The sequence below is a fragment of the Streptomyces pratensis genome (assembly GCF_037137275.1).
Taxonomy (GTDB): Bacteria; Actinomycetota; Actinomycetes; order Streptomycetales; family Streptomycetaceae; genus Streptomyces; species Streptomyces pratensis_B.
This window is the reverse complement of record NZ_JBBBEN010000052.1, coordinates 220361-232254: the sequence shown is the minus strand read 5'-3', so window position 1 is coordinate 232254 and position 11894 is coordinate 220361. Positions and strand designations below refer to the sequence as shown.

Sequence of the window (11894 nt, the reverse complement as noted above, 5' to 3'; positions counted from 1 at the left end):
GCGCGCTGACGCCGGTAGATACCACTAGGAGGAGATGCAACTCATGACAGACGCACTCAAGCGCCTCTCCGACGAGGGCGTGGCGATCTGGCTCGACGACCTGTCGCGCAAGCGGATCACCTCGGGCAACCTGGCCGAGCTGATCGATCAGAGTCATGTCGTCGGTGTCACCACCAACCCGTCGATCTTCCAGAAGGCGATCTCCTCGGGCGACGGGTACGAGCAGCAGCTCACCGACCTCGCCGCCCGCGGGGTCACCGTCGAGGAAGCCCTGCGGATGATCACGACGGCGGACGTCCGTGACGCCGCCGACATCCTGCGCCCGGTCTTCGAGGCGACCGGCGGCCAGGACGGCCGGGTCTCCATCGAGGTGGACCCGCGCCTGGCCCACAACACCCGCTCCACCGTCGCCGAGGCCAGGCAGCTGGCCTGGCTGGTCGACCGGCCCAACACCCTCATCAAGATCCCGGCCACCGAGGCGGGTCTCCCCGCGATCACCGAGACGATCGGCCGGGGCATCAGCGTCAACGTGACGCTGATCTTCTCCCTCGAGCGCTACCGCGCGGTCATGGACGCCTACCTCGCGGGCCTGGAGAAGGCGAAGGCCGCGGGCCTGGACCTCTCCGCCATCCACTCGGTGGCCTCCTTCTTCGTGTCCCGCGTGGACACCGAGATCGACAAGCGCCTGGACGCCATCGGCTCCCAGGAGGCCAAGGCCGCCAAGGGCAAGGCCGCCCTGGCCAACGCCCGCCTGGCCTACGAGGCCTACGAAGAGGTCTTCGCGGGCGACCGCTGGGCCGCCCTGGACAAGGCACAGGCCAACAAGCAGCGCCCGCTGTGGGCCTCCACCGGCGTCAAGGACCCCTCCCTCAAGGACACCCTGTACGTCGAGGACCTGGTCGCCCCCAACACGGTCAACACCATGCCGGAAGCGACCCTGGAAGCGGTCGCCGACCACGGCGAGATCACCGGCGACACCGTCGCCGGCGGCTACGACCAGGCCCGCACCGACCTCGACACCCTCAAGAACCTCGGCGTCTCCTACGACGAAGTCGTCCAGCTACTGGAAGACGAAGGCGTCGACAAGTTCGAAGCGGCCTGGAACGACCTGCTCAAGTCGACCCAGGCAGAGCTCCAGCGCCTCACCCCCTCGGAGGACTGACCACTTTGTCTGCTGTTCCCGGAGCCAACCCGCTCCGTGACGCACAGGATCGACGGCTCCCGCGCATCGCGGGGCCGTCGGGCCTGGTCATCTTCGGCGTCACGGGCGATTTGTCCCGCAAAAAGCTGATGCCTGCCGTCTACGACCTGGCCAACCGCGGCCTGCTGCCACCGGGCTTCTCGCTCATCGGCTTCGCGCGCCGCGACTGGGAGGACGAGGACTTCGCCCAGGTCGTGCACGACGCCGTCAAGGAGCACGCCCGTACGCCGTTCCGTGAGGAGGTCTGGCAGCAGCTCATCCAGGGGATGCGCTTCGTCCAGGGCAACTTCGACGACGACGAGGCGTTCGAGACGCTCAAGGCGACCATCGAGGAACTCGACAAGGCGCAGGGAACGGGCGGCAACTTCGCCTTCTACCTGTCCGTGCCGCCGAAGTTCTTCCCCAAGGTCGTCCAGCAGCTGAAGAAGCACGGGCTGGCCGACCAGAAGGAGGGTTCCTGGCGGCGCGCCGTCATCGAGAAGCCCTTCGGCCACGACCTGGCCAGCGCGCAGGAGCTCAACCAGCTCGTGCACGCCGTCTTCCCGCCCAACGAGGTCTTCAGGATCGACCACTACCTGGGCAAGGAGACGGTCCAGAACATCCTGGCGCTGCGGTTCGCCAACACGATGTTCGAGCCCATCTGGAACCGGTCCTACGTCGACCACGTACAGATCACGATGGCCGAGGACATCGGCATCGGGGGCCGGGCCGGCTATTACGACGGCATCGGCGCGGCCCGTGACGTCATCCAGAACCACCTGCTCCAGCTGCTGGCGCTCACCGCGATGGAGGAGCCCGGCTCCTTCCACCCGAAGGCCCTGGTCGCGGAGAAGCTCAAGGTGCTCACGGCCGTCGAGCTCCCGGAGGACCTCGGCAAGCACACCGTGCGCGCCCAGTACGAGCACGCCTGGCAGGGCGGTCAGGAGGTCCTCGGCTACTGCGAGGAGGAGGGCATCGACCCCAAGTCGACGACCGACACCTACGCGGCGATCAAGCTGACGGTCAACAACCGCCGCTGGGCGGGCGTGCCGTTCTACCTCCGGACCGGCAAGCGCCTCGGACGCCGGGTCACGGAGATCGCGGTCGTCTTCAAGCGCGCCCCGTACCTGCCGTTCGAGTCCGGCGCCACCGAGGAGCTGGGCGGCAACGCCCTGGTCATCCGGGTCCAGCCGGACGAGGGCGTCACCGTGCGCTTCGGTTCCAAGGTCCCCGGCACCTCGATGGAGGTCCGGGACGTCACGATGGACTTCGCGTACGGCGAGTCCTTCACGGAGTCCAGCCCGGAGGCGTACGAACGGCTCCTCCTGGACGTCCTGCTCGGCGACGCCAACCTCTTCCCCCGCCACCAGGAGGTCGAGCTGTCCTGGAACATCCTCGACCCGATCGAGGAGTACTGGGGCAAGCACGGCAAGCCCGCGAAGTACGCGGCCGGCACCTGGGGTCCGGCCGAGGCGGACGAGATGCTCGCACGCGACGGACGGAGCTGGAGGCGGCCATGAAGATCGATCTCACGGAGACCACATCCAGCAAGATCAACCAGGCGTTGGTGTCGGCCCGCCGGGCCATCGGCACCCCCGCGATCGGCATGGTGCTCACGCTGGTCATCGTCACCGACGAGGAGAACGCGTACGACGCGCTCAAGTCGGCCGGTGACGCCTCGCGCGAGCACCCCTCGCGGATCATCGCGGTGATCAAGCGGGTCAGCCGCTCGCCGCGGGCCCGCCGGGACGCACGGCTCGACGCCGAGGTCCGGGTCGGTTCCGACGCGGGCACCGGGGAGACCGTCGTCCTGCGCCTCCACGGCGAGCTGGCCCACCACGCCCAGTCGGTGGTGCTCCCGCTGCTGCTGCCGGACGCCCCGGTCGTGGTGTGGTGGCCCCAGGACTCGCCGTCCGACCCGGCGAAGGACCCGCTCGGAGCCCTCGCCCAGCGCCGGATCACCGACGCCTACTCGGCCGAGCATCCGATCGACGAGCTCGCGGGGCGGGCGACGACGTACAGTCCGGGCGACACCGACCTGGCCTGGACGCGGATCACGCCGTGGCGTTCGATGCTGGCCGCGGCGCTGGACCAGCAGCCCGCCGAGGTGCTCGGCGCGACCGTCGAGGGCGAGAGCGACAACCCGAGTTGCGAGCTGCTCGCCATGTGGCTCGCGGACCGGCTCGACGTTCCGGTGGAGCGCACGGCCTCCGAGGGGCCCGGTCTGACCGCGGTCCGGATGGAGACGAAGAACGGCGTGATCGTGCTCGACCGGGCCGACGGCACGCTGGCCACGCTCTCCATGCACAATCAGCCGGACCGCGGGGTGGCGCTCAAACGGCGCGACACCGCCGAACTGCTGGCGGAGGAGCTGCGACGGCTGGACCCGGACAACACCTACGAGTCCGCGGTCAAGTTCGGCGTCGACAGGCTGCACGCGGGCGGCGAGACCACGCCGGCTCCGCTGGCGGAGCGGGACGAGAGGGCCCCGAAGCCCGGTGACGAGCCGAAGGCTCCCGCCGCGAAGAAGGGCGCGACGAAGAAGGCGGCCGCCAAGTGACGCCTCCTCAGCTGGTCGTGCACTCCGACAAGCAGGTGATGGCCGAGGCCGCGGCGGCCCGGCTGATCACGACGATCGTGGACGCCCAGGCCGCCCGGGGCCACGCCTCTGTGGTCCTGACGGGTGGGCGCAACGGCAACGCCCTGCTGGCCGCGCTCGCCGCCGCGCCCGCCCGGGACGCCGTCGACTGGGCGCGCCTGGACGTGTGGTGGGGCGACGAGCGGTTCCTGCCGGAGGACGACCCTGAGCGCAACTTCACCCAGGCCCGCGAGGCGCTGCTCGACGCGGTGGCGCTGAACCCCGCCCGGGTGCACGCGATGCCCGCCTCCGACGGCCCGCACGGCTCGGACGTGGACGAGGCGGCGGCGGCGTACGCGGCCGAACTCGCCGCCGCGGCGGGGCCGAAGGACCAGGGGCCGGTGCCCACGTTCGACGTGCTGATGCTGGGTGTCGGACCGGACACCCATGTGGCCTCGCTCTTTCCCGAACTGTCCGCGGTACGGGAGTCGGAGCGCATGGTCGTCGGGGTGCACGGAGCTCCCAAGCCGCCGCCGGTCCGCGTCTCCCTCACCCTGCCCGCGATCCGTGCGGCGCGCGAGGTGTGGCTGCTGGCGGCGGGCGAGGACAAGGCACAGGCCGTGGCCACCGTGCTGTCCGGGGCCGGGGAGATCCAGGCGCCGGCGGCCGGGGCGTACGGGCGCGACAGGACGCTGTGGCTGCTGGACACCGCCGCGGCCTCGCGGCTCCCGCAGGAGCTCCGTTCGCCCGTCTCCGCCTGACGTTCCCTCCGCGCAGGCCCGGCCCGCTCTCTCCGAGCGGTCCGGGCCTGCGGCGTGAAAGGGTCGGCCCCATGGTGCATATCGGAACCGTGGTGATGGGCGCGTCGGACGTGCGGCGGGCCGCCGCCTTCTGGAAGGCGGCGCTGGAGTACACCGAGCGCGAGCCGGGAACGGAGGACTGGGCAGTGCTGGTCCCGGCCCGGGGCCCCGGCGTGGGGGTGGCGCTGGGGCGCAGCTCCTCCCCCGTCCAGGACGTGCCCCGCGTCCACCTCGACCTCTACTCCGACACCCAGGAGGCGGAGGTGGAGCGGCTGATCGGGCTGGGCGCGACCCGGGTGGCGTGGGACCTCTACCCCTCGGACCCGGACTTCGTGGTGCTCGCCGACCCCGAGGGCAACCGCTTCTGTGTCATCGACACGGCGCGCGGCGGCTGACCGACCGCCGCCCGGAGGGGGTGGGTCCGCCCGCCCTGCTCAGGGGCCGCGTCGGGGTCCGGAGCGCTCCAGGAAGGGCTCCAGCAGCCCCGGCACGGCCTCGGCGGCGAACGTCAGGCCCTCGTCCACGTCGGTGTCGTACGCCGTGTACGCGCCGCCTCCGGCGGCCGTGGTGGCCGTGACGTTCAGCAGTCCGGCCCGCCGCTGGAAGACCGACTGCCTGACCGTCCAGCCGATCACTCCGGCGCGCTCCAGTGCGGCGGTGGAGCGGCGGACCGTGCCCGAGCGGGTGACCAGATAGCGGCCGGAGAGCGCGTGTCCCAGCCCCCGGTAGGCGTCCAGCGCGAGGACGACGGCGAGTGGTGCGCCGACCGCGGCGCAGCCGAGTGCGATCCAGAGCAGCACGGGGGTGAGCAGGGCGCCCAGGACCGCCAGTGCCAGCACCGGGGTCAGGGCCGTGGCGAGCGCCCAGCGCAGTCTGCGGCCCCGGGCTGCGCGCGGGTGGCGGACCAGCGCGGCCCCGGTCGGGGTGACGGCCTCGCGCAGCACGTCGGCGGCGAGGGCGTCGGCCCGTGCCCGGGGCGCGGGCGGGAGCAGGGTGTTGTGGTCGGCGTTCCTGCCCTCGTGGTCCTTGGCGAGCCCGGTGGTGATGGCGTCGAGGCGGGCGGCGCCGAGCAGCCGGACGCCGAGCGGCTCGACCAGGTCGACGCCGCGCAGCCGGGCCTCCTCGACGGAGATCGACCGTGAGGTGAAGAGTCCTCGCCGCACCCGCAGCGTGCCGCCCGCCTCGCGTTCCAGGCGGTAGTTCCACCACATCTCGATCCAGAGGCCGAGCGCTCCGACGACGCCCGCCACCAGGGCGGTGACGAGCAGGATCACGATCGTCCACAGGACCGGGGTCTCACGGAAGCGGTCACCGACCCAGGCGATGACGTCGCCCTGGGCCCCGACCCAGTCGCTGATCTGCATGACCGCTCCGGCCGCGGCCCCGCCGAGCATGGGGGCGACGAAGGAGACCGGGGCGTAGCGGAGCCAGCGCGGGTCGAGGACGGCGAGCTCGCCCTCACGGTGACCGCCGGAGGGCGTGGCCGCGGCACGTTCCAGCAGGAGGCGGCGGAGCCGCTCGCCCTCGGCGCGGGTGACCGGGTCCAGTTCGAGCGTCGAGTCGTTGCCCTGTTCGCCGGTGCCGATCTTGACGGTGACCAGGCCGAGGAGGCGCAGCAGCAGGCTGGCGGTGAGATCGACGGTGCGGATGCGCTCGCGGGCCAGCGAGCGGCGCTTGACGAGGAGGAGGCCGGTGTGGAGGTCGACGCGCTCCTGACCGATGCGGTAGCGGGTGCGGCGCCAGCGGACGCGGTCGGCGCCCGCCGCGGCCCCGACCACCAGGAGCGCCACGGCCGGCACCCAGAGCGCGGCCGCCGGGAGGCCGAGCCAGCGGGAGAGCCCGAGGGTGGCCGGCAGGGCGGCGCCCGCGACGACGCCCGCCACGACGAGGGCGGTGACCAGGACCGTACGGGGGTCGAGGCGTCGCCAGTCGTCGCGGGCGGGGCCCCCGTCGCCCGGCGGGCTCATGTGGCGTCGCCGGGGGTGTTGCGGGTGATGTGGGTGAGCCGCTGCGCCAGCTCCGCGGCCACCACGTGGTCCAGCCCCTCGATCCGCACCGCGCCCTTGGAGGACGCGGTGGTGACGGTGACGGTGGCGAGCCGGTAGAGCTGCTCCAGCGGGCCCCGTACGGTGTCGACCGTCTGGATACGGGACATGGGGGCGATCCGCCACTCCTGCCAGAAGAACCCGGTGCGGACGTACACCGCGTCCTCGGTCACCTCCCAGCGGTGCGTGCGGAACCACCACAGGGGGAGGAGGAGGGCGGTCGCCACGCCCGCCGCGGCGAGGGCCGCGGCGGGCAGCAGCAGCCAGGGACGGGCGGGCGCGATCAGCGTGCCCAGCACCGCGAGCGGCACGACGGGCGCGGCGGTCAGCAGCAGCCACTGCGCGCGCCACCAGCCGACGGCCCGCTCGTCGAGCGTGTTGCGCGGCGGGCGCAGCCGAACCTCCGCCTCCCCCTGCGGCATCGGCTCAGCGCCCCCGCAGCGTGCGGTAGGCCGAGACCAGGGCGGCGGTGGAGCTGTCGAGCCGCTCGGCTTCCGTGCCCTCGTCCCCGGTCAGCAGCGGTTCGATCCGCTTGGCGAGGACCTTGCCGAGTTCGACGCCCCACTGGTCGAAGGAGTCGATGTTCCAGATGGCGCCCTGGACGAAGACCTTGTGCTCGTACAGCGCGATGAGCTGGCCGAGGACCGAGGGGGTGAGCCGGTCCGCGAGGATCGTCGTCGTCGGGTGGTTGCCCGGGAACGTCTTGTGCGGCACCAGCTCCTCGGGCACGCCCTCCGCGCGGACCTCGTCGGGCGTCCTGCCGAAGGCGAGGGCCTGGGTCTGGGCGAAGAAGTTGGCCATCAACAGGTCGTGCTGGGCGATCAGTCCGGGCAGCAGGTCGTGGACCGGGGCGGCGAAGCCGATGAAGTCCGCCGGGATCATCTTGGTGCCCTGGTGGATCAACTGGTAGTACGCGTGCTGCCCGTTGGTGCCGGGTGTGCCCCAGACCACCGGGCCGGTCTGCCACTCCACCGGGTCGCCGTCGCGGTCCACGGACTTGCCGTTGGACTCCATGTCGAGCTGCTGGAGGTAGGCGGGGAACTTGGAGAGGTAGTGGCTGTAGGGCAGCACCGCGTGCGACTGGGCGTCGAAGAAGTTCCCGTACCAGACGCCGAGCAGACCGAGGAGGAGCGGCACGTTCTCCTCTGCGGGGGCGGTGCGGAAGTGCTCGTCGACGAGGTGGAAGCCGTCGAGCATCTCGCGGAAGCGGTCCGGGCCGACGGCGATCATCAGCGAGAGGCCGATCGCGGAGTCGTAGGAGTAGCGGCCGCCGACCCAGTCCCAGAACTCGAACATGTTGGCCGTGTCGATGCCGAACTCCTCGACCTTCTCGGCGTTGGTCGACAGCGCCACGAAGTGCTTGGCGACGGCCTCCTGACCGGCCTTCAGCTCGGTGAGCAGCCAGTCGCGGGCGGAGGTGGCGTTGGTGATGGTCTCGATCGTGGTGAACGTCTTCGAGGCGATGACGAACAGCGTCTCGGCCGGGTCGAGGTCGCGGACCGCCTCGTGCAGGTCGGCGCCGTCGACGTTGGAGACGAAGCGCAGGGTGAGCGAGCGGTCCGTGCAGGACCGCAGCACCTCGTACGCCATGGCGGGTCCGAGGTCGGAGCCGCCGATGCCGATGTTGACGATGTTCTTGACGGGGCGGCCGGTGTGGCCGGTCCACTCGCCCGCCCTGACCTGCTCGCAGAAGGCGGTCATCTTGTCCAGGACGGCGTGGACGCCGGGCACCACGTTCTCGCCGTCGACCTCGATCACCGCGTCGCGCGGGGCGCGCAGCGCGGTGTGCAGGACCGCCCGGTCCTCGGTGGTGTTGATCTTCTCGCCGCGGAACATGGCGTCGCGCAGCTCGGCGACCCCTGTCGCGGCGGCCAGCTCGCGCAGCAGCCGCAGCGTCCGGTCGGTCACCAGGTTTTTGGAGTAGTCGACGGTCAGCTCGCCCACCCTGAGGGTGCAGGCGGCGCCGCGGTCCGGCTGCTGAGCGAACAGCTCGCGCAGATGCGTCCCGTCGAGCTCCTCGCGGTGCTTGGCGAGAGCCGCCCACTCGGGCGTCTGGTTCAGCTTGGTTCGGCTTGCTGCGTTCATCCGGGATATCAGCCCACTTCTTCTCGTACCTACGCATCCCCGCTGCCCCTCCAACCTAATTGATCGAGGGGGCGTGCGGCGCGGACGCGGGCGCGGCGGGGCCGGAACGCGGTCCGGCCGGACACCCGTGGGTGTCCGGCCGGTGAACGGCTGTGTGGTGGGGGGTGCGGCCGCGAGGGCTCCGGCCGAGGCCTAGATCTCGCCGCGGAGCTTGGCCAGGGCCTCGGCGAGGATCGCTTCGCCGTCCGCGTCGCTGCGCCGCTCGCGTACGTACGCCAGGTGCGTCTTGTACGGCTCGTTGCGGGGCGGGGCGGGCGGGCTGTCCTTGTCCTGACCGGCGGGGAAGCCGCAGCGCGGGCAGTCCCACGTGTCCGGCACCTGCGCGTCATGGGCGAAGCTCGGCTGCGTCTCATGCCCGTTCGAGCACCAGAAGGAGATGCGCAGACGCGGCGCGGACTCGCCGCGCTCGGCCTCGCCCATCGGCCCCGCTCCGACCCGGCTCCCCCGGATCGCGTTGCCACTTGCCACGGTCGTAACTCCCTGCGTGATGGTGCTCGAGGATGCCCCAGTCTACGTAAGGCCCAACGCGCGTCCAGTGAAAGGAGTTACACCGTCACCGGGAATCGCGGACGGCGGATCAACCGTCCAGCTTGATGAGGAGACCGAGCACGACGATGCACGCGAACCAGACCAGACCGACCACGACGGTGATCCGGTCGAGGTTGCGCTCGGCCACCGAGGAGCCGCCGACGGAGGACTGCATTCCGCCGCCGAACATGTCGGAGAGGCCGCCGCCCTTGCCCTTGTGCATGAGCACCAGCAGCATCAGCAGCAGGCTGAAGACGATCAGAGCGATCTGGAACGCCAAAACCACGGCTGGTCCCTACTTTCCGGAATTCTTGACTACTGCGTGCATGTACACGGGGGCCGAAGGGCGGTAACCCCTTCGGCCCCCGCAAGGGTACGCCGATTCCGCGCTACCGCATACTCACTGGTCGCGGAAGCGGACGATCTTGACGAACTCGTCGGCGTCCAGTGCGGCGCCGCCGATCAGGGCGCCGTCCACGTCGGGCTTGGCCATGATGGCCGCGACGTTGCCGGACTTCACCGAGCCGCCGTACTGGATGCGGACGGCGTCGGCCAGCTCCTGGGAGTACAGCTCGGCCAGCCGGCGGCGGATGGCACCGCAGACCTCCTGGGCGTCCTCCGGGGTGGCGACCTCGCCGGTCCCGATGGCCCAGACCGGCTCGTAGGCGATCACGATCGTCCCGGCCTGCTCGGCCGGGACGTCCTTGAGCGCGCCGTCGAGCTGCGCGAGCGTGTAGGAGACCTGGTCGCCGGCCTTGCGGACGTCCAGGCCCTCGCCGACGCAGAGGATCGGGGTCAGGCCGTGCTTGTAGGCGGCCTTCACCTTGGCGTTGCAGACCTCGTCGCTCTCGCCGTGGTACTGGCGGCGCTCGCTGTGGCCGACGGCCACGTAGGTGCAGCGCAGCTTGGCGAGCATGGGGCCGGAGACCTCACCGGTGTACGCGCCGGAGTCGTGCGCCGAGATGTCCTGGGCACCGTACTTGATCTTGAGCTTGTCGCCGTCGACCAGGGTCTGCACGGAACGCAGGTCGGTGAACGGCGGCAGGACGGCGACCTCGACGTCCTCGTAGTCCTTGTCGGCCAGGGCGAAGGAGAGCTTCTGGACGTGGGCGATGGCCTCCAGGTGGTTGAGGTTCATCTTCCAGTTGCCCGCCATCAGCGGGGTGCGGGTGGTCATGAAAGGTCAGTCCTCCAGTGCGGCGAGCCCGGGAAGCGTCTTGCCCTCGAGGTATTCGAGGCTCGCGCCGCCACCGGTCGAAATGTGTCCGAAAGCATTCTCGTCGAAGCCCAGGATGCGGACGGCCGCGGCGGAGTCGCCGCCGCCGACGACGCTGAAGGCCGGGGAGTCGACGAGCGCCTGGGCGACCGCGCGGGTGCCGTCGGCGTAGTCGGGGTGCTCGAAGACGCCCATCGGGCCGTTCCAGAAGACGGTGGCCGCGTCGGCGAGCTTCGAGGCGTAGAGCGTGCTGGACTCCGGGCCGATGTCCAGCCCCATCCGGCCGGCCGGAATGGCGTCGGCGGCGACCGTGTCGGGGTGGGCCGGGGCCTTCGTCGTGAGGTCCGGGAACTTCTCCGCGACCAGGACGTCGACGGGGAGCACGAACTCCACCCCGCGCTCCGCGGCCCGCTTGAGGTACTCCTGGACGGCCGGGACCTGGTCCTCCTGGAGCAGCGAGGAGCCGACGTCGTGTCCCTGGGCCTTGAGGAAGGTGTAGGCCATGCCGCCGCCGATCAGGATGCGGTCGGCCTTCTCCAGCAGGTGGTCGATGACTCCGAGCTTGTCGGAGACCTTGGCGCCGCCGAGGACGACGGCGTACGGCCGCTTGACGTCGGTGGTGAGCTTCTTGAGGACGCCGACCTCGGTGGCGATGAGGAAGCCCGCGTAGTGCGGCAGCCGGGCGGGGAGGTCGAAGACCGAGGCGTGCTTGCGGTGCACCGCGCCGAAGCCGTCGCCCACGTAGGCGTCGGCGAGCTGGGCCAGCTGGTCGGCGAAGGCCCCGCGCTCGGCGTCGTCCTTGGAGGTCTCACCGGCGTTGAAGCGGAGGTTCTCGATGACGGCGACGCGGCCGTCACCGAGGGCGGCGACCGTGGCACGGGCGGACTCGCCGACCGTGTCGGTCGCGAAGGCGACCTCCGCGCCGAGGAGTTCGCCCAGGCGCGCGGCGGCGGGCGCCAGCGAGAAGGCCGGGTCCGGGGCGCCCTTGGGGCGGCCGAGGTGCGAGGCGACGACGACGCGCGCGCCGGCCTCGGCGAGCTTGGCGACCGTCGGGACGACGGCGCGGATACGGCCGTCGTCGGTGATGGCGGTGCCGTCCAGCGGCACGTTGAGGTCGGCGCGGACGAATACCCGCTTGCCCGCGACCCCTTCGGCGAGAAGTTCGTCGATCGTCTTCATCTGGTCTTCCGTTACTCCTTGCAAGGACGGATGAGCGTGCTAGGTCGTGCCCGGCCCTGATCCGCCGGGCACGACCTCGGCCGCGGCGGCGGACCACCGGAGGCCGGGCCGCGCGGGCCGCCCTCGCACAGGCCGCGGCCGGGCGGCTCGGGCGACGCCGCGGGCGCACCGGCCCGCCGGACGTCGCGCGGCGGACGGCTGCCCGTCGGCACGGGCCAGGGGC

The 11894-nt window shown here is 71.5% G+C and carries 12 protein-coding genes; 5 read left to right on the top strand and 7 right to left on the bottom strand.

What is annotated here, in order from left to right:
* The first annotated feature begins 43 nt into the window (after nt 1-43).
* The 5 genes from tal (at nt 44) to V9U70_RS03270 (ending at nt 4953) form a co-directional block, all read left to right on the top strand.
* Nucleotides 44-1162: a transaldolase gene (gene tal, locus V9U70_RS03290; RefSeq protein ID WP_336672899.1), complete on the top strand. Its 1119-nt coding sequence runs from the start codon at nt 44-46 to the stop codon at nt 1160-1162.
* 5 nt (nt 1163-1167) lie between these two features.
* Nucleotides 1168-2700: a glucose-6-phosphate dehydrogenase gene (gene zwf, locus V9U70_RS03285; protein ID WP_336672898.1), complete on the top strand. Its 1533-nt coding sequence runs from the start codon at nt 1168-1170 to the stop codon at nt 2698-2700.
* On the top strand, nt 2697-3740 hold the full coding sequence (gene opcA, locus V9U70_RS03280; protein WP_336672897.1) for a glucose-6-phosphate dehydrogenase assembly protein OpcA: 1044 nt from the start codon (nt 2697-2699) through the stop codon (nt 3738-3740). Before zwf ends, opcA begins: the two co-directional genes overlap by 4 nt.
* On the top strand, nt 3737-4519 hold the full coding sequence (pgl, locus tag V9U70_RS03275) for a 6-phosphogluconolactonase (RefSeq protein WP_336672896.1): 783 nt from the start codon (nt 3737-3739) through the stop codon (nt 4517-4519). The genes opcA and pgl overlap by 4 nt, the downstream gene beginning before the upstream one ends.
* Before the next feature lie 71 nt (nt 4520-4590).
* A complete protein-coding gene (locus V9U70_RS03270) occupies nt 4591-4953 on the top strand; it encodes a VOC family protein (RefSeq protein WP_336672895.1) in 363 nt (120 codons plus the stop codon).
* Nucleotides 4954-4992: 39 nt separating this feature from the next.
* Here V9U70_RS03270 and V9U70_RS03265 read toward each other — a convergent pair whose 3' ends face one another.
* The 7 genes from V9U70_RS03265 to V9U70_RS03235 form a co-directional block, all read right to left on the bottom strand.
* Nucleotides 4993-6525: a PH domain-containing protein gene (locus V9U70_RS03265; protein ID WP_336672894.1), complete on the bottom strand. Its 1533-nt coding sequence runs from the start codon at nt 6523-6525 to the stop codon at nt 4993-4995.
* Nucleotides 6522-7025 (bottom strand): PH domain-containing protein, encoded by a 504-nt coding sequence (locus V9U70_RS03260; RefSeq protein WP_336672893.1) that lies wholly within the window; start codon nt 7023-7025, stop codon nt 6522-6524. The genes V9U70_RS03265 and V9U70_RS03260 overlap by 4 nt, the downstream gene beginning before the upstream one ends.
* 4 nt (nt 7026-7029) lie before the next feature.
* Nucleotides 7030-8688 carry a glucose-6-phosphate isomerase gene (gene pgi, locus V9U70_RS03255; protein ID WP_336672892.1) on the bottom strand — a complete coding sequence of 553 codons (1659 nt, stop codon included), beginning with the start codon at nt 8686-8688 and terminating at the stop codon, nt 7030-7032.
* A gap of 192 nt (nt 8689-8880) precedes the next feature.
* Nucleotides 8881-9216: an RNA polymerase-binding protein RbpA gene (locus V9U70_RS03250; protein ID WP_336672891.1), complete on the bottom strand. Its 336-nt coding sequence runs from the start codon at nt 9214-9216 to the stop codon at nt 8881-8883.
* 109 nt (nt 9217-9325) lie between these two features.
* Nucleotides 9326-9562 carry a preprotein translocase subunit SecG gene (secG, locus tag V9U70_RS03245; RefSeq protein WP_336672890.1) on the bottom strand — a complete coding sequence of 79 codons (237 nt, stop codon included), beginning with the start codon at nt 9560-9562 and terminating at the stop codon, nt 9326-9328.
* A 114-nt stretch (nt 9563-9676) separates the two neighbouring features.
* Entirely contained in the window at nt 9677-10453 is a 777-nt protein-coding gene (gene tpiA / locus V9U70_RS03240) for a triose-phosphate isomerase (protein WP_336672889.1), read from the bottom strand.
* 6 nt (nt 10454-10459) lie between these two features.
* Nucleotides 10460-11671: a phosphoglycerate kinase gene (locus V9U70_RS03235; protein ID WP_336672888.1), complete on the bottom strand. Its 1212-nt coding sequence runs from the start codon at nt 11669-11671 to the stop codon at nt 10460-10462.
* Nucleotides 11672-11894: the final 223 nt, after the last annotated feature.